The organism is Streptomyces sp. NPDC056144, assembly GCF_042264145.1.
Taxonomy (GTDB): domain Bacteria; phylum Actinomycetota; class Actinomycetes; order Streptomycetales; family Streptomycetaceae; genus Streptomyces.
Genome location: NZ_JBHJVF010000009.1, coordinates 158,651 through 179,181 on the forward strand (window position 1 = coordinate 158,651; position 20,531 = coordinate 179,181).

Sequence of the window (20,531 nt, forward strand, 5' to 3'; positions counted from 1 at the left end):
GGGGGCACCCCCTTCCCCCCGCCGGGGCCCCCGGCCGGCCCCGTTTGGCCTAGGGTGTGGGGGGGCGGGCGCGGGCCCCCCCCCCCCCCCCCGGGGCGGGGGGGGGGGGGGCCCCCGGCCCCCCGCTGCGGAACGGCCGTGATCAGGCGTCGACCTTCGCCATGACCTCGTCGCTGACGTCGAAGTTGGCGAAGACGTTCTGCACGTCGTCGCTGTCCTCCAGCGCGTCGATCAGCTTGAACATCTTGCGCGCGCCCTCTTCGTCGAGCTCGACCTGCATGGTCGGGACGAAGCTGGACTCGGCCGAGTCGTAGTCGATGCCGGCGCCCTGGATGGCGGTACGGACCGCGACCAGGTCGGTGGCCTCGCTGATGATCTCGAAGGACTCGCCGAGGTCGTTGACCTCCTCGGCACCGGCGTCGAGGACGATCTCCAGGACGTCGTCCTCGGACAGCTCGCCCTTGGGGATCACGACGACGCCCTTGCGGTTGAACAGGTACGAGACCGAGCCCGGGTCGGCCATGGAGCCGCCGTTGCGGGTCATGGCCACGCGCACGTCGGAGGCGGCGCGGTTGCGGTTGTCGGTGAGGCACTCGATGAGCACCGCGACACCGTTCGGGCCGTAGCCCTCGTACATGATCGTGTCGTAGTCGGCGCCGCCGGCCTCGAGACCCGCACCGCGCTTGAGCGCGGAGTCGATGTTCTTGTTCGGGACCGACTGCTTCTTCGCCTTCTGGACGGCGTCGAACAGCGTCGGGTTGCCCTCCAGGTCGGCACCGCCCGTACGGGCCGCGACCTCGATGTTCTTGATCAGCTTCGCGAAGAGCTTGCCGCGCTTGGCGTCGATCACGGCCTTCTTGTGCTTCGTCGTAGCCCATTTAGAGTGGCCGGACATCTGCCTGTCTCCTTCGCGTAACCCATTACTGAACGAACCCGAGAGATCCTACCGGGATCGAGTCACCGCGCCGCGCGCACCATGTCGACGAACAGGGCGTGAATGCGGTGATCACCCGTGAGCTCGGGGTGGAACGAGGTCGCCAGGGCGTTGCCCTGACGTACGGCGACGATGTGGCCGCCGTGCTCGGCGAGCACCTCGACCTCGGCGCCGACGGACTCGACCCACGGGGCACGGATGAAGATGCCCTCGACGGGACCGTCCTCGATGCCCTTGACCGAGACACCGGCCTCGAACGACTCGTTCTGCCGCCCGAAGGCGTTGCGGCGGACGATCATGTCGATGCCGCCGAAGGTCTCCTGGCCCGAGCGCGGGTCGAGGATCTTGTCGGCGAGCATGATCATGCCGGCGCAGGTGCCGTAGACCGGCATCCCCGCGGCGATCCGCTCGCGCAGCGGCTCCGTGACACCGAAGAGCGCGGACAGCTTGGAGATGGTGGTGGACTCACCACCGGGGAGGACCAGGCCGTCGACCTCGGCGAGCTCCTCGGGGCGCCGGACCGGCCTGGCCACGGCGTCAGCCGAGGCCAGGGCGATCAGGTGCTCCCGTACGTCGCCCTGGAGCGCCAGGACACCGATGACGGGGGTGCTCATGGGTGCTTACCAGCCCCGGTTCGCGTAGCGCTCGGACTCGGGAAGGGTGTCGCAGTTGATGCCGACCATGGCCTCGCCCAGGTTGCGGGAGGCGTCCGCGATGACCTTCGGGTCGTCGTAGAAGGTGGTGGCCTTCACGATGGCGGCGGCGCGCTTGGCCGGGTCGCCCGACTTGAAGATGCCGGAGCCGACGAAGACGCCCTCGGCGCCGAGCTGGCGCATGAGCGCGGCGTCGGCCGGGGTGGCGACGCCACCGGCGGAGAACAGCACGACCGGGAGCTTGCCGAGCTCGGCGACCTCCTTGACGAGCTCGTACGGGGCGCGCAGCTCCTTGGCGGCGGCGAAGAGCTCGTTGTTGTCGAAGCCGCGCAGCTTGGCGATCTCGTTCTTGATCTGGCGCAGGTGGCGGACGGCCTCGACGACGTTGCCGGTGCCGGCCTCGCCCTTGGAGCGGATCATGGCCGCGCCCTCGGCGATGCGGCGGAGGGCCTCGCCCAGGTTGGTGGCGCCACAGACGAAGGGGGTCGTGAAGGCCCACTTGTCGGAGTGGTTGACCTCGTCGGCCGGGGTCAGGACCTCGGACTCGTCGATGTAGTCGACACCGAGGGACTGCAGGACCTGCGCCTCGACGAAGTGGCCGATGCGGGACTTGGCCATCACCGGGATGGAGACCGCGCCGATGATCTCCTCGATCATGTTCGGGTCGGACATGCGGGCCACGCCGCCGTCCTTGCGGATGTCCGCGGGGACCCGCTCCAGGGCCATGACGGCCACGGCGCCGGCGTCCTCGGCGATCTTCGCCTGCTCGGCGTTGACCACGTCCATGATCACGCCGCCCTTGAGCTGCTCGGCCATGCCGCGCTTGACGCGCGCGGTGCCGGTCTCGGGGGACTGGAAGGTGGTGGAAGGCGTGGTGGACACGGATACCTCACTCGTGACAACAGGGGTTGACGACAAGAAGAGGAAACAGGCCACCTGAGCCGCACATCAAGGGCCAATGTGGACCCGGTGGATCGTTTTCGCTGGTTAGGGGGGTCAGACAGGGCGATCCGCAAGGGCCACCGGCGGCTCGTCGTCCATTTCGAAGGCCAGCGGGAAGGGGGCGTGGCCGGCCAGCCGGAACCAGCGGACCTTGCGGTGGCGGCGCAGGGCGCGGGCGGCGCGTACGGCGTCGTTGTGGAATCGGCGGGCCATCGGCACCCGGCGCACGGCCTGGGCGAGCTCCCCCGCGGTCTCCTCGCCGCCCGGCGCCTCCCGTACGACCTCCACCTGCTCCGGCTCGCCGAAGACCGCCCGCAGCGCCTGGCTGAGCTCGCTCTCGGCGACCTCCCGCTGGTCCTCCTCCGCCTGCCGTGCCGCGTGCGCGGCCTCGTACAGCACGATCGAGGCGGCCGGGTCGAGCACCCCGGAGGTGGCCAGCTCCTGCGCGACCGAGGCCCGGCGCAGCAGCTGCGCGTCGAGCGCGGCACGGGCGGCGTCGATGCGCGTGTGCAGCCGGTCGAGCCGCCCGGCGGTCCAGCTGAGATAGACGCCGATGAGAATCAGCCCGACAACGGTCCAGATCAGGGTTTCGGTCACGGGCGCACAGGCTACCGGGGCGGCGGCAGCACACCTTCCCAAAGGTCGTGGTCATGGGCGAACAGGACACGGGCCGGGCGCCCGTCGGCGAGCTCGGCGAGACGGTCGAGCCAGGGGCGGTACGGCGTGCCGAACTCGGCCGCGACGTCGTACGCCTGGCCCGCCAGGACCGTCACACGGTCGCCCTCGTCGAGGAGCAGCGACTGATGGCCCTCGGTGTGCCCCGGAGTCGGGACGACGAGGACGCCCGGAGCGACCTCGTGCTCCCCGTCGAGCTCCTCGTACCGGACGCCGGGCAGGAGCGAGTCGATCGTGTACCCGCCGGCACGGGCGGTGGCGAGCTCGACGCGCTGGACGAGGACGGGCGTGTCGGGGAAGCGCTGGTTGCCGCCGATGTGGTCGAAGTGGAGGTGGCAGTTGACGACGAGGTCGACGTCGTCCGACCCGACGGGCAGCGGACGGCGGACCGGGCGGTAGTGGGCATCGGTTTCCGGGGAGCCGACGCCCATGCCGGTGTCGAAGAGGATCCGGACCTCGGGGTGGCGCACGAGATAGGCGAAAGCAGGCTCCACGCGCGCGTGCGGCCCGCCCCACTCGGTCGCGGGACGGGTGAGGTGACCGAGGTCGAGCCGGGTGACGGACAGCATGCCGTCACCCTGCCCCCTTCCTGGCCGGCCAACCCCGGGGTCGGCCGGCGGCCCTACAGGCCCAAGCGGGCCCTGAGGCCCACGCGTTCGTCGGTGTCGACCGCCGCCGCGCCGTCCGTCACCGTTTCGTAGACGGCGAGGATGTCCGCCCCGACCGTCGACCAGTCGAAGCGGCGGACGTGGGCCGAGCCGCGTTCGCTCAGTGCCGTGCGGCGCTTCTCGTCGCCGAGGAGCCGGATCGCCGCGTCCGCGAGCGCGTCCGCGTCCTCGTTGGCGAAGAGTTCGCCCGCCGCCCCCTGGTCGAGGACCTGCGCGAACGCGTCGAGGTCGGCGGCGAGCACCGGCGCGCCCGCCGACAGCGCCTCGACGAGGATGATGCCGAAGCTCTCGCCGCCGGTGTTCGGCGCCACGTACACGTCGACGCTGCGCAGCAGCCGCGCCTTGTCCTCGTCGCTGACCATGCCGAGGAATTCGACGCGGGAGCGCATCTCCGGCGGCAGGGTGGCCACCGCCTCCTCCTCGTCCCCGCGCCCGGCGACGAGAAGCCGCGTCCCCGGCCGCTCGGTGAGGATGCGGGGCAGCGCCTTCATGAGGACCGGCAGGCCCTTGCGCGGCTCGTCGATGCGCCCGATGAAGCCGAGCGTCTCGCCCTGCCACTCCGCCTTCGGCTCGGCGCGGGCGAAGAAGTCCACGTCGACGCCGTTGGGGATGACGACCGCGTCGCCTCCGAGGTGCTCGACGAGCGTGCGGCGCGCGTACTCGCTGACCGCGATCCGGGCGCTGATCTTCTCCAGGGCCGGCTGGAGGATCGGGTACGCGGCGATCATGGCGCGCGACCGCGGGTTGGAGGTGTGGAAGGTGGCCACGATCGGCCCCTGCGCCGCCCAGCAGGTCAGCAGCCCGAGCGACGGAGAGGTCGGCTCGTGGATGTGGACGACGTCGAAGGTGCCGTCGTGCAGCCAGCGCCGTACGCGCGCGGCGGACAGGAAGCCGAAGCTGAGCCGGGCCACCGAGCCGTTGTACGAGACGGGCACCGCCCGGCCCGCCGAGACGACGTACGGCGGGAGCGGCGTGTCGTCGTCGGCGGGCGCGAGGACGGAGACCTCGTGCCCGAGCCGGATGAGGTGCTCGGCGAGGTCCCTGATGTGGAACTGGACGCCGCCCGGCACGTCCCAGGAGTACGGGCAGACGATCCCGATCTTCACGTGCTCGGCCCCTCCCGCTCCTCCAGGTCCGCGAGCCACAGTCGTTGCAGCATGTGCCAGTCCTCCGGGTGGTCGGCGATTCCGCCGGCGAAGGCGTCGGCGAGGGCCTGCGTCATCAGAGACGTCTTCTCGGCCCGCGTACCTGACTCGGGTACGTCGACGGGCGGGTGGATCCGCCCGTGCATGGTCGACCCGTCCTCGTACCAGAGGGTCACCGGGAGCAGCAGCGCGCCCGTCTGCTGCGCCAGGATCGCGGGACCGGCCGGCATCCGCGCGGTGTCCCCGAAGAACGAGACCTCGACCCCGGAGGCGGACAGGTCGCGGTCGGCGACCAGGCAGACCAGGCCACCGGACCGGAGCCGCCGCGCGAGCGTCCCGAAGGCGGACCCTCCGGTGTGCGGCAGGACCTCCATGCCGAGCGACTCGCGGTAGGCGACGAAGCGGTCGTACAGCGACTCCGGCTTGAGCCGCTCCGCGACGGTCGTGAACGGCACGCCCTGCGCGCGGGTCACCCAGACGCCCGCCAGGTCCCAGTTGGCCAGGTGCGGCAGCGCCAGGACGACGCCCCGCCCGGCGGCGAGCCCCTCGTGCAGGTAGTGGGCGCCCTTGATGTCGACGTCGGCGGCGACCCGCTCCTTGCTCCAGGTCGGCAGCCGGAAGGACTCCATCCAGTACCGCATGTACGAGCGCATGCCGGCCTTCGACAGCTCGGCGAGCCGCTCGGGCGTGGCGTCCGGCACCACGCGCGCGAGGTTCGATTCGAGGCGCAGCACGCTCTTGCCGCGGCGCTTCCACGCGGTGTCGGCGATCTTCCGGCCGAGCGCCGTCGCCACCGGCTCGGGCAGCTTCTTCACGGTCGCCCACCCGAGGCCGTACACCCCGTCGGACAGCCTGTCCTTCCACGCGCTCACGAGCCGGCCTCGCTGCCCCGGGCCGCGGCGTCCGCCTCGGCGGACTCCCGCCGCACGGTCACGACCCGCTGCCCCAGGGTCACCGCGGAACCGACCGCGACGATCCACAGGGCGATCGGCAGCAGCACCTGGACGCCGGGCACGCCGAAGGCGTGCAGTCCGGCGAGGCCCGCGGCGACCAGCGAGATGACGAGCCGCTCGGCGCGCTCGACGAGACCGTTGACGGCGACCGGCAGACCAATCGATTCGCCACGGGCCTTGGTGTACGAGACGACCTGGCCGCTCGCGAGGCAGAAGATCGCGACGGCGCACATCACGTTGTCGTCGCCCTTGCCCGCGTACCAGAGCGCGAAGCCGCCGAAGATCGCGCCGTCCGCGACGCGGTCGAGCGTCGAGTCGAGGAAGGCGCCCCAGCGGCTGGTGATCCCCGCCTGCCGGGCCATGTTCCCGTCGACGAGGTCGGAGAAGACGAAGAGGGTGATGACGATCGTGCCCCAGAAGAACTCGCCCCTGGGGAAGAAGACCAGCGCACCGGCCATCACTCCCGCCGTGCCGATGAGCGTGACCGCGTCGGGGCTGACGCCCCGGCGGAGCAGAAACGCGGCGAACGGTGTGAGGACACGCGTAAAAAATGCACGCGCGTACTTGTTCAGCATGGCCTTCCCGAGGTTCGTCGGGCCGCGCGGCCCTTATGACCACCGGCTCACCCATCGTAGCCACGCGCCACCCCGCCGACGTTGCGGGCACCCGCTCCCGCCGCGTCGCCGTCCCCCGTCGGGCCCGTCCGCGTACGACGTACGGCCCTGTCGGTGCCCGACGTATGGACGCCTCCCGACGCCGGTGCAAAGCTCGAAGGACCACCGCGGGCACCCGAGGAGCCGCACCGCGACACGCCACTCCCCCGCGCCCGCGTTCCGCCGCACCGCGTGAGCAGTCGGGAGGAACAGACCATGGGTGACAAGGCGAACACGGCCGCCGGAGCCGCCGGCAGGGCCCTGACGGCCGACCGGCCCGCGTCCGTACGGAACGTGGTCCTGGTCGGCCACAGCGGATCCGGCAAGACCACCCTCGTCGAGGCCCTCGCCCAGGCCACGGGGGCGCTCAACCGGGCCGGGCGCGTCGAGGACGGCGGCACCGTCTCCGACTACGACGAGGTCGAGCAGCGGCGGCACCGCTCCGTCCAGCTCTCCCTCGTCCCCGTCGGCTGGGACGGGTACAAGATCAACCTCCTCGACACCCCCGGGTACGCCGACTTCCTCGGCGAGCTCCGGGCCGGCCTGCGCGCGGCGGACGCGGCCCTCTTCGTCGTCTCGGCCGCCCAGGAGGCCGACGCCCTCGCCGCCGCCACCCGCATGGTCTGGGAGGAGTGTGCCGCCGTCGGCATGCCCCGCGCCGTCGTCGTCACCCACCTCGACACCGCCCGCACCGACTTCACCGAGCTCACCGCCGTCTGCGCCGACCTCTTCGGCCACGACGACCCCGACGCCGTCCTCCCGCTCTACCTGCCCGTCCGCGGCTCCGAGGGCGCCGACGGCCACGCACCGGTCACCGGCCTCGTCGGCCTCCTCTCGGGGAAGGTCTTCGACTACGCGTCGGGCGCCCGGAGGGAGGAGGAGCCCTCGGAGGAGCAGCGCGCGACGATCGCCGAGGCCCGCGCCCGGCTCATCGAGGGGATCATCACCGAGAGCGAGGACGAGACCCTGATGGAGCGCTACCTCGGCGGCGAGGAGATCGACCTCGCGACCCTCGTCGGCGACCTGGAGAAGGCCGTCGCCCGCGGCGCCTTCCATCCCCTGCTCGTGGCCGCCCCCGCCGCCGACGGCGGCACCCAGGGCCTCGGCACCCTCGAACTCCTCGAACTCGTCACCGGCGGCTTCCCCTCCCCCCTCGAACACGAGCCGCCCGCCGTCACCACCCCCGACGGCCGGCCCCGCCCGCCGCTCACCTGCGACCCCGACGGCCCCCTCGTCGCCGAGGTCGTCAAGACCACCGCCGACCCCTACGTCGGCCGCGTCTCCCTCGTCCGCGTGTTCTCCGGCACGCTCCGCCCCGACCTGACCGTCCACGTGTCCGGCCACGGCCTGGCGGACCGGGGCCACGAGGACCACGACGTCATCGAACGCGTCGGCGGTCTCACCTCCCCCTTCGGCAGACAGCAGCGCCCGCTCCCGGCCTGCATCGCCGGAGACCTCGCCTGCGTCGCGCGCCTCGGCCGCGCCGAGACCGGCGACACCCTCTCCGCCCCGGACGACCCGCTCCTCATCGAGCCCTGGAGCATGCCCGAACCCCTGCTCCCCCTCGCCGTCGAGGCCCACGGCAAGGCCGACGAGGACCGTCTCTCCCAGGGCCTCGCCCGGCTCGTCGCCGAGGACCCCACCCTGCGCCTCGAACAGAACCCGGACACCGGCCAGGTGGTCCTGTGGTGCCTGGGCGAGGCCCACCAGGACCTCGTCCTCGAACGGCTCCGCGGCCGGTACGGGGTCCAGGTCGACGCCGTCGCCCACGAGGTGGCCCTGCGCGAGACCTTCGGCGCCCCCGCCACCGGCAGGGGCCGGCACGTCAAACAGTCCGGCGGCCACGGCCAGTACGCCATCTGCGAGATCGACGTCGAGCCCCTCCCGGCCGGCAGCGGCATCGAGTTCGTCGACAAGGTCGTCGGCGGCGCGGTCCCCCGCCAGTTCATCTCCTCCGTCGAGAAGGGCGTACGGGCCCAGGCCGCCCGCGGCGTCACGACCGGCCACCCCCTCGTCGACGTCCGGATCACCCTCCGCGACGGCAAGGCCCACTCCGTCGACTCCTCCGACGCCGCCTTCCAGACCGCCGGGGCGCTCGCCCTGCGCGAGGCCGCCGCCGACGCCTCCGTCCGCCTCCTCGAACCCGTCGCCGAAGTCCAGGTCCTCGTCCCCGACGAGTACGTCGGCCCGGTCATGACCGACCTGTCCGGCCGCCGGGGCCGGGTCGTAGGCACCGAACAGGCCGGACCCGGACGGACCCTCGTACGCGCCGAGGTCCCCGAGCGGGAGATCAGCCGGTACGCCGTCGACCTCCGCTCCCTCTCCCACGGCACCGGCCGGTTCGACCGCACCTACGTCCGGCACGAGCCGATGCCCCCGCAGCTCGCCGGGAAGACCCGTGAACAGGCCGGAAAGAGCCCCTGACTGACGGTGCGGCAGCGGCGCCCGCCCCCGGCGCCGTACGGCATTCGGCCGGGTTGTCCACAGCCGGTGACGCATCAGCCGCCACCCGGTTACGCTGTGGTGCCCAGCTCAGAAGGTGTGCGGGGCACGGCAGTTGGGAAACAGCCCGCACAAGTACTCGCGCGCGATGGGGGCGGCAGTGGCGATCAGCGGTTTCGGACCCGGGGCACAGATCCCCGTCCAGGGTTCCGGCGGTGGCACGGGGGCGACGAACGCCCTCGCCTCGATGGCGTACCGGGACAGCCCTCTCGCGGCCATCCAGGGCGCCGACAACGAGCACTACAAGACCGCGGTGAAGGAAGGGAAATGGGCCCTCTTCCGCCCCGACCTCGGCGAGGCCTTCTCCCGGGCCGTCCAGGTCCGCACGCTCGGCGGCGCCCGCAAGCCCCTCATCCAGTCCTTCGGCGCCGATCCCCAGCCCGTCGTCGAGCACTGCCTCGCGGCCACGCACATCCGACGGCAGCGTGACTCCAAGCTCACCCTCGTCACGTTCCTCTGCGGCGTCCTCTTCCTCCCCGGGCTGCTCCTCTGGCTCGCCGTCATCCAGCTCCGCCGGGCCGTCGCGGGCTCCGAGAACAAGCGCAACAACGCCATCGGCACCGCCGTCCTGATCGTCGCCGGAATCGTCGCCGCCATCGCCGTCCTCCGGCTGCCCTTCGACGGCCTCCTGCCCAACTACATCCGCGCGATGATCGTCGCCCCCGTCGTGGGCTGGTTCCTCGCCCAGCGGATCTGCCTCACCGCCGCCGTCGACCTGCGCGAGCGCTGGGCCGGTCTGCTGGGCGGCGGCGGCCTCGGCCCGCACGTCCCCAAGTCCGCCCCCCAGGACCCGAACGACAAGGCCGCGGAGGAGCTCCGGGTCAACCTGGAGAAGCTCGCCGCCGAGCAGCAGTCCAACGTGGTCTTCTACGCCGGGACCAAGGGCATCCTCGGCCTCGGCACCCGCTGGGGCAGCTGGACCCTCGCCGAGAACCTCGTCGCCAAGCCCGGCCTGCAGATCCACGACTTCCGCGCCTGGGACGTCATACGGAAGATCCACGAGCAGCTGACCCTGCTCGACCGGGGCTCCCTCAAGTCCGGATTCCCCAAGCCGACCGTCACGCACTGGATCGTCTCGCCGGTCGGCGAGGGCGCCGACGAGGTGGCCCGGCCCGAGGGCGACAGCGTCGTCCACTACCAGGTCAAGCCCCACGAGATACAGCGCATCTGCAACGAGCAGCAGTTCGACGCGGGCAACCGCCACTACCTCGGCGTGCAGTTCGCCCTCTGGCAGGGCAACCTCGTGCTCACGATGCTCGTGACCGTCACCTCGCTCCACCACACGCTGCGCGTCGAGGTCACCGGCCACGCGCTCGGCCCCCTGAGCGGCCCCTTCGGCGACAAGCCGAAGGCCAAGACCAAGGAGGTCTCCAAGTCCGTCCGCTTCTGGGAGACCAAGGAGATCCAGCAGCCCCTCCTGGAGACGGAGGACGTCGTGCGGCTCGCCGTGCGCGCCCCGCTCAGCTGGTACCCGCCGATCCTCGACTACCTCGGCGGCAAGATCACCCTCCCCGAGCCCTTCGGCCTCCGGCACGTCTGGGCCGGCCCGCCCTGGAAGCACCGCTTCATGGCCGACGACGCCATCCGCATGGCGACCCCGGTCGTGCGCGCGGTCCACGCCGCGACGATCGCGATGCTCGACGAGCACAACGTGGACACGGAGCGCTTCACCACCCGCTCCGTGGTCGTCAGCGGCCTCATCCAGGACGTGTCGGCGCGGAAGGCCGACGTCTACGACGCGTAGACGCCGGCCCGGGCTCCGGCTCCGGGATCGGGATCGGGATCGGAGGCGTACGGATCAGGGCCGTACGACCGGAGGCGTACGGATCAGATGGTGGCCGGCCAGGCGTCGGCCAGCATCTTCCGCGTGTCGGCCAGCAGCTGCGGCAGCACCTTCGTGTGCCCGACGACCGGCATGAAGTTGGTGTCGCCACCCCAGCGCGGCACCACGTGCTGGTGCAGGTGCGCGGCGATCCCGGCACCCGCGACGGCGCCCTGGTTCATGCCGATGTTGAAGCCGTGCGCCCCGGAGGCGGTCCGCAGCGCGACCATCGCCCGCTTGGTGAAGTCCGCGAGCTCCACCGTCTCCGCCGTGTCCAGATCCGTGTAGTCCGCGACGTGCCGGTACGGGACGACCATCAGGTGCCCGCCGTTGTACGGGTACAGGTTGAGCACCGCGTACACGCTCTCGCCGCGGGCGATCACCAGGCCGTCCTCGTCCGACTTCGCCGGGATCGAGCAGAACGGACAGCCGTCGTCGGCCCCCGGCCCGGTCGGCTTGTTCTCACCCTGGATGTACGCCATCCGGTGAGGCGTCCACAGTCGCTGGAACGCGTCCGGCGTCCCGACCCCGATCTGCTGCTCCGGCTCAGTCGTCATGCCGAGCAGCATATTGCGTCGTCCGTTCGGAACGTGTCGTCGGGGCGGAAGATCACTCCAGCCGCCATGCTGATCCGATGAACGACAGGCCGCCGAAACCGCCCCGCATGGAACGCTGGGACCACCGCCTGGAGATCCCCCTCGCCGTGGCCTCCCTCGTCTACCTGGCGGGCTACGCGATCCGGGTCCTCGGCCGGGGCAACCTGCCCCCGGCCTGGCTCGACCTCTGTCTCGCCATGACCCTCGCGTCCTGGGCGCTGTTCGTCGTCGACTACGCGGTACGGCTCCACCTCAGCGGCCTCGGCCCGTTCCGCTTCCTCCGCACCCACCTGCTGGACACGGTCGTCGTGGTGATCCCGCTGCTGCGCCCAGTACGGATCTTCACCTTCTACGACCGCGTCCAGCGCCGCCGCGACCAGCCCCGGCTCAGCCTGTACGCCCGGGTGATGGTCTACGCCGGGCTCACGGTCACGCTCCTCGGCTTCGCCGGCGCGCTCGCCGTCTACCACCAGGAGCGCGACGCCCCCGGCGCCACGATCCTCACCTTCGGCGACTCGATCTGGTGGACCTGCGCCACGCTCGCCACGGTGGGGTACGGGGACGTGGCACCGGTGACCCCGATGGGCCGCCTGGTGGCGGTGGGCCTGATGGCCTGCGGCCTGGCACTGCTCGGCGCGGTGACGGGTTCCTTCTCGTCCTGGCTGATCCAGGCGTTCACCCGGGAGGACGAGAGGGAGGCCCCGCCCGCGGGCGCGGAAAAGCCCCCGGGGGGTTCCCCGGGGGCTTGATCCCCCGCGTGAGCGGGGAGCACGCCGTGCCTTAGATCCGCTGAAGCATCGGGTTGGGATCACCCCCGCTCAGGCGGGGAGCAACTCACACCTGGACGCGGCGCTCCACTACATCAACGAGCTTCGCCAGCGCCTCGTCACGGGCGATGCCGTTCTCCTGCGAACCGTCGCGGTAGCGGAAGGAGACGGTGCCGGCCGCCATGTCCTCGTCACCGACGATGATCATGAACGGCACCTTCAGCTTCTGCTGGGTACGGATCTTCTTCTGCATCCGGTCCGAGGACGCGTCGACGTCGACCCGCAGGCCCAGCTTCTTCGCGTCGGCCGCGAACTCCTGCAGGTACTCGACGTGCGAGTCGCCGATCGGGATGCCGACCGCCTGGACCGGGGCCAGCCACGGAGGCATGGCGCCCGCGTAGTGCTCCAGGAGCACGGCGAAGAACCGCTCGATGGAACCGAACAGCGCGCGGTGGATCATGACCGGGCGCTGCTTGGTGCCGTCCGGGGCGGTGTACTCCAGGTCGAAGCGCTCCGGCAGGTTGAAGTCGAGCTGCACGGTCGACATCTGCCAGGTACGGCCGATGGCGTCGCGCGCCTGCACCGAGATCTTCGGGCCGTAGAACGCGGCGCCGCCCGGGTCGGGGGTGAGCGGGAGGCCCTGCTTCTCGGCCACCTGCTGGAGGACGGCGGTGGCCTCCTCCCAGACCTCGTCCGAGCCGACGAACTTCTCCGGGTCCTTGGTGGACAGCTCCAGGTAGAAGTCGGTCAGACCGTAGTCGCGGAGCAGGTTCAGGACGAAGGTGAGGGTCTTGTCGAGCTCCTCCGCCATCTGCTCGCGGGTGCAGTAGATGTGCGCGTCGTCCTGGGTGAAGCCGCGGGCCCGGGTCAGGCCGTGGACGACGCCGGACTTCTCGTACCGGTACACGGTGCCGAACTCGAAGAACCGCAGGGGCAACTCACGGTAGGAGCGCCCGCGGGCATCGAAGATCAGGTTGTGCATCGGGCAGTTCATGGGCTTGAGGTAGTAGTCGGTACCACCGTCGAGCTGCATGGGGGGGTACATGCCCTCCGCGTACCAGTCGAGGTGGCCGCTCTTCTCGAAGAGGGCGCCCTTGGTGGCGTGCGGCGAGTAGACGAACTCGTAGCCCTCCTCCTCGTGCCGCTTGCGCGAGTAGTCCTCCATGACCCGGCGGATGATGCCGCCCTTGGGGTGGAAGACCGCGAGGCCGGAGCCGATCTCGTCCGGGATGGAGAAGAGGTCGAGCTCGTTGCCGAGCTTGCGGTGGTCGCGCTTCTCGGCCTCGGCGAGGAAGTCGAGGTGGGCCTTCAGCTCGTCCTTCGACGGCCACGCGGTGCCGTAGATGCGCTGGAGCTGCTTGTTCTTCTCGTTGCCCCGCCAGTACGCCGAGGCATTGCGCATGAGCTTGAACGCCGGGATGTTCCGGGTGGTCGGCAGGTGGGGACCGCGGCAGAGGTCCTTCCAGCACAGGTCGCCGGTCTTGGCGTCGAGGTTGTCGTAGATGGTCAGCTCGCCGCCGCCCACCTCGACGTTCGCGCCGTCGTCGGTCGACGCGGAGCCCTTGATGCCGATGAGCTCCAGCTTGTACGGCTCGTTCGCGAGCTCCTCGCGGGCGGCCTCGTCGGTCACCACGCGGCGCGCGAAGCGCTGGCCGCGCTTCTGGATCTCCTGCATCTTCTTCTCGATGACCTTGAGGTCCTCGGGAGTGAAGGGCTTCTCGACGTCGAAGTCGTAGTAGAAGCCGTCCCGGACCGGCGGGCCGATGCCCAGCTTGGCCTCGGGGAAGAGCTCCTGCACGGCCTGGGCCATGACGTGCGCGGTGGAGTGGCGCAGGATGTCGAGGCCGTCCGGGGAGGAGATCTCGACGCCCTCGACGACATCGCCTTCGGCGAGCTCGTACGAGAGGTCCTTCAGCTCGCCGCCGACGCGGGCGGCGATGACGGTGCGGTCGTCGGCGAAGAGGGCACCGGCGGTGGTGCCCGCGCTCACCGCCCTCTCCTCTGCTTCGGAGCCGGACTGGACGGTCACACGGACTTCGGACACGGTGTTCTTCTTCCTTAGGGGCACGGGCAGACACGAGGTGCCGGTGCCGATGGCGCGCGGCAGAGACGAGGTGCCGCGTCGCCGCCGATCTTACCGACCGGTCGGGTCCGCCCGCGAAACGGTTTCCCCTCCCCCCGTAGGTCCCCGTACGCCCCCGCTCACTCCTCGTCCGGCCCGCACGCCTCCCCGAAGAAGTCCAGGTCCTCGGCGTTCCCCTGCGTCGACTTCATCAGCCGGTCCCGCTCCGCCTCGTCCACCTGCACGGGGACGACGTCGGACGCGTCGGTCAGCCGCCGGAAGCCTCCCCTGCTCTGCAGGCGGCCCACGAGCCGGATCGGGAGCCCGGCCAGATGGGCGTGGACGGCCGTGCGGTACGCCTCCTCGTCGAGGGTGACGCGGACGTGCGGGACCTCCGCGCCGCCGAGCACCCGGAGCCGTACGGTGCCGTCCCCGCGCGGCCCGGAGCGGCGCATCCGCACCACTGCCCCGGTGATCCGTACCGGTACGGAGGGCTCGTCCGTCAGGTAGCGGGCGCTCGCCTCGCGCAGGGCGGGCAGGTCGCCGGGCGAGAACTCGACGGGCTCGGGACGGGCGGCGCAGCCCTCGGGGGTTCCGCCGGCCGGGGCCCATTCGAGCGCGATCCTGGCGCCCTCGGTGCCCCGGACCAGGGCGACGAGGGCCTCGGTGAGCTCGCGGCTGACGCCGGCCCGGACGGCGGCGTCGAAGGCCTCCATGCCGCCGGTGGCCCGCTGGTAGTCGGTGGCCTCGCGGGCCGCGTACAGCGCGTGGTAGAGCACGACGGCGACGGGACGGCCCGGGTCGACGGGCAGGAAGGCGGTCAGGCCGCGGCCGCCGGAGGCCGTGCCGACGACCGCCGTCTCCAGGAGCGCCCGGGCGGAGCGGCGGTGGCGGGCGCCGTGGTAGCCGGCGCGGCCGCGCGCGGCGAGGGCTCCGGCGAGCAGGAGCTGCCGGGCCGCGGAGCCGAGCTGCTCCTGCACGGGCCACGGGACGGTGCCGGCCGGTCCCGGCGGGACGTCGCGCCACCAGCGGATCTCGTCGCTGGGGACGGCGAGGCCGGTGAGCACCTCGCGGGCGGAGGGCGTACCGCTGTGGGCGAGGGCGGCGAGCGCCTCGCCGATGAGGTCCTCGCAGTCCGGGAAGGCACGGCTCTCGGGTACGAGGAGGCTCGTCCCGCCGCTTCCGGTGCCGGAGGAGACGGGCGGGGTCCAGCGGCTGTAGCGGCCGGCCGCGCCGCCGCGCCTGCGCCAGCCGTGGCGGGCGAGCAGGGCGCCGAGGACGCGCGGGTCGACGCGCCCCGGGTCGGGGGTGTCGCCGGTGATGTCGCCGGGGGTGTCGCCCGGGGTGGGGTGGGGCCGGTAGGGCGGCGGTACGGAACCGGAGCCGGGCCCGCCGCCGGGCCGGGCTCCGGTTCCGTACCCGCCGTCCGGGTCGTCGATCGGTCGGTGCATCAAGGTCTCCCTCCCACGCCGACCCGCGTCATGATCTCGCACAGCGCCCGGTCGTCGAAGATCCGTGTCGTCGGGACGCGCACGGTGGTCCGGCGCCGTCCCGTGACCGGGTGGCCGGCCAGGTTGATCCAGTAACAGCAGTGCCGCAGGTCGAGCCGGTCGTGACTCGCCCGGAGCCAGTCCTCGGGCGACCTCGGGACGAGCATCACCACGAGGATCTTGTGCACGGACACGGGGGTCCGGGCGAGCTTGACCAGGTGGTCGTTGTCGAGTGTGAACGAGAACGCGTTGCCCGGCGGGCGCGGCGGTATCTGGTAGGTGCACTTGAGCTGCACCTTGATGGTCACCTCGTCGTCCACGGTGTGGGCCGGAGAGCCGTGGCTGACGTGCCAGTCGATGCCGTTGTCCGGAAAGGGCTGGGACAACGAGCAGCCGGCCGCCGCGGCGACCGCGTGGAGGTAGCCCACCTGGAGGGTCTCCATGCAGGCGGTGGTGGCGAGTGAGCCGCGTGTCGAAGCTGCCCGCTGAGGCGGCAGCCCTCCCGACTCGGGCTGGGCGAGCGCCATGTGAGTGTCCTTCCCCGTCCCTGGTGTTGTGACCGGTCCGCGTACGGCGCAAACAGTGCGGGTATCACCGTCTCGGCAGGGGGGTTGGCCATCTGCCGTTGGGGTGCGAGGAGTTCGGGGATGACGACGCACTGGTACGAAGGGCCCCTGGCCGCTTTCGACACGGAGACCACGGGAGTTGACGTCGAGGAGGACCGGATCGTGTCGGCCGCCCTCGTCGTGCAGGACACGGCGGGAGCGCGGCCGCGGGTGACGCGCTGGCTGGTGAATCCCGGCATACCGGTGCCGGAGGGCGCGACGGCGATCCACGGCCTGACGGACGATCACCTCCAGCGCAACGGCCGGTGGCCGGCGCCGGTGATGGAGGAGCTGGCGCGGGCGCTCGCCGAGCAGACGGCGGCGGGGCGGCCGCTGGTGGTGATGAACGCGCCGTTCGACCTGACGCTCCTGGACCGGGAGCTGCGGCGGCACCGGGCGTCCTCCCTGGGGACGTACATGGCGAGTTCGCCGTTGTGCGTGCTCGACCCCCGGGTCCTGGACAAGCACCTGGACCGGTACCGCAAGGGCCGCCGGACGCTGACGGACCTGTGCGCGCACTACGAGGTGGAGCTGGCGGGGGCGCACGACGCGGCGGCGGACGCGACGGCGGCGCTGGAGGTCGTCCGGGCGGTGGCGCGGCGCTTCTCGTCCCGTCTGGAGCGGCTGACGCCCGGGGAGCTGCACACGCTCCAGGCGGTGTGGCACGCGGCGCAGGCGCGCGGTCTCCAGGCGTGGTTCACGCGTCAGGGGACGCCGGAGACGGTGGATCCGTCGTGGCCGTTGCGTCCGGAGCTGCGGACGGCGGCGTGACCGGTGCCACGACCGGTCGCGGCATGACAAAGGCCGGTCCGTCTTTCGACGAACCGGCCTTTCCCGGTGGGCGATACTGGGATCGAACCAGTGACCCCTTCGGTGTGAACGAAGTGCTCTCCCGCTGAGCTAATCGCCCGGGAACGGGTTGAACCATACAGGCCTTCCGGCCCTTCCTTCAAACCGATCGCAGGAGGGCCGCGAGCCCCTTCCTGCCGCCGCGCATCATGAGGGCGTGGTTGGCGCGGAAGACCGGCCGACCGGGGACGGCCAGGACGCGCAGCAGCCTGGCATGGACCTCGACCTCCTGCTCGTACACGGCGAGGGTGCCGGCCGTCCCGTCCGGGGTGAGGGTCCAGCGGACCCTCCCCTCCAGGTCGCCTTCGAGGCCGATCTCCAGGACCCGTGCGACGGGATCGCGGCGCAGGGCGCGGGCGGTGACGACGAGGTCGTACGGGAGGAGGGAGCGGAAGCGGGCCGTGCCGGTGGTGTCGTCGAGGGGGCGGACCTCGCGGACCTGGGGCCACCAGCGGGGGTATTCCTCGGGGCGTTCGAGGACGGCGTAGACGGCGTCGGGCGGCGCGGCGAGCCGCCAGACGCTGCGGAATCGGTAACGGCACCAGTCCATGCCCCCAGTGTGGGTACTCAGTCCCGGATCGCGCGGATCCGAGGCGGATCTGAGTACGACAACGCATTCCCGCCACGTGTGGCCGGCGCCACACTCCCGGTATGGACACTTCCCTGCCGCCGGCCGACGAGCTGGTGCTCGTCGACCGCGAGCTGGCGCAACTCGACGCGCGCCGCACCCAGTTGCTCGTACGACGGGCCTGGCTGGTCCAGGTGCTGTACCCGCCGCTGCCGGTGGCCCCGCCGTCCGGTCCCGGCCCGGCGCCGGCGGACTCGACCCCGCGGAGCGCGCAGAACGTGCTGCTGACGCTCGGCGGGACGCTGCTGACGATCGCGGCGATCGCCTTCACCCTGGTGAGCTGGGGCTCGATGGGGATCGGCGGCCGTGCGGCGGTGCTGTCCGTGGTGACCTCGGCGGCGCTCGCGGTGCCGGTGGCGCTGCTGCGCAAGGGCCTGGTCTCGACGGGCGAGTCGGTGGCCGCGCTGGGTCTGGTGCTGATGGTGCTCGACGCGTACGCGCTCCACCGGGTGGCCCTGGAGGGCACGGACGGGCTCGGGTACACGGCGGTGGCCTCGGCGGTCCTCGCGGGCGCGTGGACGGCGTACGGCTCCGCGCTGTCCCGGCTGCGGATTCCGCTGCCGGCGGCCGTGGTCGCCGCCCAGCTGCCGCTGCCGCTCGGGGTGCTCGCGGCGGACGGCGGGCCGACGGCCTTCGCCTGGGCGGCGCTGGCGACGGCGGCCGGGGACGTGGCGGTGGCGCTGTGGGCCCGCCCGGTCGCGGTCCGGGTCACGGCGGTCGTCGGGGCGGTGACACTGGGCGGCTGGGCGCTGCTGACCGGCGGCTGGCTCTCCCTGGCCGCGCCGTGGCGCGGTGCGCCGCTCCTCCTGGCGGGCGCGGCGCTGCTCCTGTACGTGGCCTGGCGGAGGCCCGCGCTCGCGGTTCCGGCCGGTGCCCTGGCGGGTCTCACGGCGACGGCGTCCCTCGGCGGCCTGCTCCGCGCGGCCGTCCCGGCGGACTGGGCGGTCCCGGGGTACGTGCTCTGCGGCCTGGCGCTGGCCGCCCTGTGGCGGCTGACGGGCCCGGAGGTGGCTCCGGAGGCGGCCCCGGCGGCTTCATCCCCTGCCGAGGCCTCCCCCGTCGAGGCCGGGACGGACACCGCCCGTGGTCGCGTCTGGCTGCCGCGCGGGGTGCGGCTCGGGCTGGGCGTCGCGGGGGCCGGGATCGTGGGGCTCGGGGTCGTGTGGGCGCTGCCGCCCGCCGTCGCCGGGCTGCTGGGACCCCTGGCCCGGACGACGGCCGTGTGGTCCGGCGAGCACACGGACCGCGTCCTGACCTCGTTCCCGGGGACGGCCGCCCTGGTCCTCCTGGTCGCCGCCGCCGCGCTCGCGGCCGTTCCCCGGCTCTGGGCCCGCTGCGGGGCGCTGGTGCTGGTCTGGGCGCTGCTGACGGCGCTGCCGGTCTCGCTCGGTCTGCCGTACGGGGTGACGCTCGCCCTTCAGCTGGCCACGACGGCGGCGTCCCTGGGGTTCGCCGTGCGTCCCGGCGTCCTGGGGCGCGGCCTGCCGGCCCGCCCGGAGGCACCCGCGCCCGCCCCGGCCCCCGCGGCTCCGGCGGCTCCGGCGGCTCCGGCTCCGGCTCCGGGCACCTGGGGTCCGCTGCGGCCGGTGGCTCCGGCGAAGGCCGTGGAGCCGGGCGCGGTGCTCGGGTGGAGCGCGTACGCGGTGGGGCTGGCGTCCGCCGGGAGCGCGCTCGCGCTGTCCCTGGACGTCCGCGCGGCCACGTTCACGGTGCTCGGGGTGGTCCTGGCGCTGCTCGCCGCCGTCGCGGTGGCCGGCGAGGGCGGGCGCCGGGTGGCCTCCGGCTGCCTGGCGGTGCTCGCGGCGACGGGGCTGGTCCTCGCGGTGGCGGCCGCCGCCGAGTTCGAGGAGCAGTGGACGGCTCTGGCGCTGCTCCTGGTCCCGGCGGCGACGGCGGCCGTCGGCGCCTGGGTGCGCCGGGGTCCGGCGGTCCTGGCGGTCGAGGTGACCGGCGCGTCGGTGGGGCTGCTCGCCCTGGGGTTCGCGGAGGCCCGGCCGGCCTTCCTGGCGCTCGTGCTCGCCCTGGGCGGGGTGATCGCGGCGGCGACGGCCGTGCGGCCCGAGCGGCGCCGGTTCGCCTCCTGGACGGCGGCGGGGCTGTTCCTGCTGGCGACCTGGGTGCGGCTCGGGGTCTGGGAGGTGTCGGCCCCGGAGGCGTACAGCCTGCCGGTGACCGTGCCCGCGCTCGTGGTCGGGTTCCTGCGGCGGCGCCGCGACCCGGAGGCCTCGTCCTGGACGGCGTACGGCCCGGGGCTCGCGGCGACGCTGCTGCCGAGCCTGGTGGCGGCCTGGGCGGACCCGGACTGGATGCGCCCGCTGCTCCTGGGGGTGGCGGCGCTGGTCGTGACGCTGCTCGGGGCACGGTTCCGGCTCCAGGCGCTCCTGGTGCTGGGCGGCGTGACGCTGGCCCTGGACGGGCTGCACGAGCTGGCGCCGTACGTGGTGCAGGTCGTGGGCGCGCTGCCCCGCTGGCTGCCGCCGGCGGTCGCCGGGCTGCTGCTGCTCGCGGTGGGGGCCACGTACGAGCAGCGGCTCCGGGACGCCCGGAGGCTGCGGGAGCGGCTGGCCCGGATGCGGTGACCGGGCGG

The 20,531-nt window shown here is 72.7% G+C and carries 18 protein-coding genes and 1 tRNA gene; 5 read left to right on the forward strand and 14 right to left on the reverse strand.

Translation table 11 applies throughout. From position 1 onward, the window contains the following. Window positions 1–142 precede the first annotated feature (142 nt). The 8 genes from ACFC0Z_RS25650 to pgsA all read right to left on the reverse strand — a co-directional run bounded on the left by ACFC0Z_RS25650 (window position 143) and on the right by pgsA (window position 6,545). Entirely contained in the window at window positions 143–895 is a 753-nt protein-coding gene (locus ACFC0Z_RS25650) for a YebC/PmpR family DNA-binding transcriptional regulator (RefSeq protein WP_376442278.1), read from the reverse strand. A 62-nt stretch (window positions 896–957) separates the two neighbouring features. Continuing rightward, complete coding sequence (gene pdxT, locus ACFC0Z_RS25655; protein ID WP_376442281.1) at window positions 958–1,548, reverse strand: pyridoxal 5'-phosphate synthase glutaminase subunit PdxT; 591 nt, start codon at window positions 1,546–1,548, stop codon at window positions 958–960. 6 nt (window positions 1,549–1,554) lie between these two features. Beyond that, window positions 1,555–2,469, reverse strand: coding sequence for a pyridoxal 5'-phosphate synthase lyase subunit PdxS (pdxS, locus tag ACFC0Z_RS25660; protein ID WP_189804419.1), 915 nt, complete (start codon window positions 2,467–2,469; stop codon window positions 1,555–1,557). 114 nt (window positions 2,470–2,583) lie between these two features. Next, window positions 2,584–3,126 carry a hypothetical protein gene (locus ACFC0Z_RS25665; RefSeq protein WP_376442283.1) on the reverse strand — a complete coding sequence of 181 codons (543 nt, stop codon included), beginning with the start codon at window positions 3,124–3,126 and terminating at the stop codon, window positions 2,584–2,586. 11 nt (window positions 3,127–3,137) lie between these two features. After that, complete coding sequence (locus ACFC0Z_RS25670; RefSeq protein WP_376442285.1) at window positions 3,138–3,773, reverse strand: N-acyl homoserine lactonase family protein; 636 nt, start codon at window positions 3,771–3,773, stop codon at window positions 3,138–3,140. A 53-nt stretch (window positions 3,774–3,826) separates the two neighbouring features. Then, complete coding sequence (locus ACFC0Z_RS25675; protein WP_376442288.1) at window positions 3,827–4,978, reverse strand: glycosyltransferase family 4 protein; 1,152 nt, start codon at window positions 4,976–4,978, stop codon at window positions 3,827–3,829. Beyond that, window positions 4,975–5,889 carry a phosphatidylinositol mannoside acyltransferase gene (locus ACFC0Z_RS25680; protein ID WP_376442291.1) on the reverse strand — a complete coding sequence of 305 codons (915 nt, stop codon included), beginning with the start codon at window positions 5,887–5,889 and terminating at the stop codon, window positions 4,975–4,977. The genes ACFC0Z_RS25675 and ACFC0Z_RS25680 overlap by 4 nt, the downstream gene beginning before the upstream one ends. Beyond that, window positions 5,886–6,545: a phosphatidylinositol phosphate synthase gene (gene pgsA, locus ACFC0Z_RS25685; protein ID WP_376442294.1), complete on the reverse strand. Its 660-nt coding sequence runs from the start codon at window positions 6,543–6,545 to the stop codon at window positions 5,886–5,888. Before pgsA ends, ACFC0Z_RS25680 begins: the two co-directional genes overlap by 4 nt. A gap of 294 nt (window positions 6,546–6,839) precedes the next feature. On the opposite strand from pgsA, the gene ACFC0Z_RS25690 reads away from it, so the two are divergent. Both ACFC0Z_RS25690 and ACFC0Z_RS25695 read left to right on the forward strand, forming a co-directional pair. Next, on the forward strand, window positions 6,840–9,047 hold the full coding sequence (locus ACFC0Z_RS25690; protein WP_376442296.1) for an elongation factor G-like protein EF-G2: 2,208 nt from the start codon (window positions 6,840–6,842) through the stop codon (window positions 9,045–9,047). 166 nt (window positions 9,048–9,213) lie between these two features. After that, complete coding sequence (locus ACFC0Z_RS25695; protein WP_376442298.1) at window positions 9,214–10,869, forward strand: hypothetical protein; 1,656 nt, start codon at window positions 9,214–9,216, stop codon at window positions 10,867–10,869. Between the two features lie 83 nt (window positions 10,870–10,952). On the opposite strand, the gene ACFC0Z_RS25700 is transcribed toward ACFC0Z_RS25695, so the two are convergent. Beyond that, window positions 10,953–11,516: an HIT domain-containing protein gene (locus tag ACFC0Z_RS25700; RefSeq protein ID WP_376442301.1), complete on the reverse strand. Its 564-nt coding sequence runs from the start codon at window positions 11,514–11,516 to the stop codon at window positions 10,953–10,955. A 65-nt stretch (window positions 11,517–11,581) separates the two neighbouring features. Between ACFC0Z_RS25700 and ACFC0Z_RS25705 the strand changes: the two genes are divergently transcribed. Continuing rightward, window positions 11,582–12,292, forward strand: a complete 711-nt coding sequence (locus ACFC0Z_RS25705; protein WP_376442304.1) for a potassium channel family protein — start codon at window positions 11,582–11,584, stop codon at window positions 12,290–12,292. A gap of 85 nt (window positions 12,293–12,377) precedes the next feature. Here the strand turns inward: ACFC0Z_RS25705 and thrS are convergent, their stop codons facing one another. The 3 genes from thrS to ACFC0Z_RS25720 all read right to left on the reverse strand — a co-directional run bounded on the left by thrS (window position 12,378) and on the right by ACFC0Z_RS25720 (window position 16,389). Further along, window positions 12,378–14,354, reverse strand: coding sequence for a threonine--tRNA ligase (gene thrS / locus ACFC0Z_RS25710; RefSeq protein ID WP_376442307.1), 1,977 nt, complete (start codon window positions 14,352–14,354; stop codon window positions 12,378–12,380). A 158-nt stretch (window positions 14,355–14,512) separates the two neighbouring features. After that, window positions 14,513–15,823 carry a hypothetical protein gene (locus ACFC0Z_RS25715; RefSeq protein ID WP_376442309.1) on the reverse strand — a complete coding sequence of 437 codons (1,311 nt, stop codon included), beginning with the start codon at window positions 15,821–15,823 and terminating at the stop codon, window positions 14,513–14,515. Next, complete coding sequence (locus tag ACFC0Z_RS25720; RefSeq protein ID WP_376442311.1) at window positions 15,823–16,389, reverse strand: DUF4365 domain-containing protein; 567 nt, start codon at window positions 16,387–16,389, stop codon at window positions 15,823–15,825. The genes ACFC0Z_RS25715 and ACFC0Z_RS25720 overlap by 1 nt, the downstream gene beginning before the upstream one ends. Before the next feature lie 120 nt (window positions 16,390–16,509). Here ACFC0Z_RS25720 and ACFC0Z_RS25725 point away from each other — a divergent pair, with 120 nt between their 5' ends. Continuing rightward, a complete protein-coding gene (locus tag ACFC0Z_RS25725; protein WP_376442314.1) occupies window positions 16,510–17,238 on the forward strand; it encodes a 3'-5' exonuclease in 729 nt (242 codons plus the stop codon). A gap of 67 nt (window positions 17,239–17,305) precedes the next feature. Here ACFC0Z_RS25725 and ACFC0Z_RS25730 read toward each other — a convergent pair. Together ACFC0Z_RS25730 and ACFC0Z_RS25735 are read right to left on the reverse strand one after the other, a co-directional pair. Beyond that, window positions 17,306–17,377 (reverse strand) — tRNA-Val (locus ACFC0Z_RS25730). Window positions 17,378–17,416: 39 nt separating this feature from the next. Beyond that, the gene (locus ACFC0Z_RS25735; protein WP_376442317.1) at window positions 17,417–17,866 is read right to left on the reverse strand and encodes an SRPBCC family protein; all 450 of its coding nucleotides are present in this window, start codon (window positions 17,864–17,866) and stop codon (window positions 17,417–17,419) included. Window positions 17,867–17,967: 101 nt separating this feature from the next. Between ACFC0Z_RS25735 and ACFC0Z_RS25740 the strand changes: the two genes are divergently transcribed. Beyond that, the gene (locus tag ACFC0Z_RS25740) at window positions 17,968–20,523 is read left to right on the forward strand and encodes an SCO7613 C-terminal domain-containing membrane protein (RefSeq protein WP_376442320.1); all 2,556 of its coding nucleotides are present in this window, start codon (window positions 17,968–17,970) and stop codon (window positions 20,521–20,523) included. The last annotated feature ends 8 nt before the right edge of the window (window positions 20,524–20,531 follow it).

What these genes read in the sequence shown, in the direction of transcription:
- ACFC0Z_RS25705 (WP_376442304.1), top strand. Translation starts at nt 11,582, where the DNA reads ATGAACGACAGGCCGCCGAAACCGCCCCGCATGGAACGCTGGGACCAC.
- ACFC0Z_RS25725 (WP_376442314.1), top strand. Translation starts at nt 16,510, where the DNA reads ATGACGACGCACTGGTACGAAGGGCCCCTGGCCGCTTTCGACACGGAG.
- ACFC0Z_RS25695 (WP_376442298.1), top strand. Translation starts at nt 9,214, where the DNA reads ATGGGGGCGGCAGTGGCGATCAGCGGTTTCGGACCCGGGGCACAGATC.
- ACFC0Z_RS25650 (WP_376442278.1), bottom strand. Translation starts at nt 895, where the DNA reads ATGTCCGGCCACTCTAAATGGGCTACGACGAAGCACAAGAAGGCCGTG.
- ACFC0Z_RS25720 (WP_376442311.1), bottom strand. Translation starts at nt 16,389, where the DNA reads ATGGCGCTCGCCCAGCCCGAGTCGGGAGGGCTGCCGCCTCAGCGGGCA.
- ACFC0Z_RS25700 (WP_376442301.1), bottom strand. Translation starts at nt 11,516, where the DNA reads ATGCTGCTCGGCATGACGACTGAGCCGGAGCAGCAGATCGGGGTCGGG.
- ACFC0Z_RS25690 (WP_376442296.1), top strand. Translation starts at nt 6,840, where the DNA reads ATGGGTGACAAGGCGAACACGGCCGCCGGAGCCGCCGGCAGGGCCCTG.
- ACFC0Z_RS25670 (WP_376442285.1), bottom strand. Translation starts at nt 3,773, where the DNA reads ATGCTGTCCGTCACCCGGCTCGACCTCGGTCACCTCACCCGTCCCGCG.
- pdxT (WP_376442281.1), bottom strand. Translation starts at nt 1,548, where the DNA reads ATGAGCACCCCCGTCATCGGTGTCCTGGCGCTCCAGGGCGACGTACGG.
- ACFC0Z_RS25715 (WP_376442309.1), bottom strand. Translation starts at nt 15,823, where the DNA reads ATGCACCGACCGATCGACGACCCGGACGGCGGGTACGGAACCGGAGCC.
- pgsA (WP_376442294.1), bottom strand. Translation starts at nt 6,545, where the DNA reads ATGCTGAACAAGTACGCGCGTGCATTTTTTACGCGTGTCCTCACACCG.
- ACFC0Z_RS25735 (WP_376442317.1), bottom strand. Translation starts at nt 17,866, where the DNA reads ATGGACTGGTGCCGTTACCGATTCCGCAGCGTCTGGCGGCTCGCCGCG.
- ACFC0Z_RS25740 (WP_376442320.1), top strand. Translation starts at nt 17,968, where the DNA reads ATGGACACTTCCCTGCCGCCGGCCGACGAGCTGGTGCTCGTCGACCGC.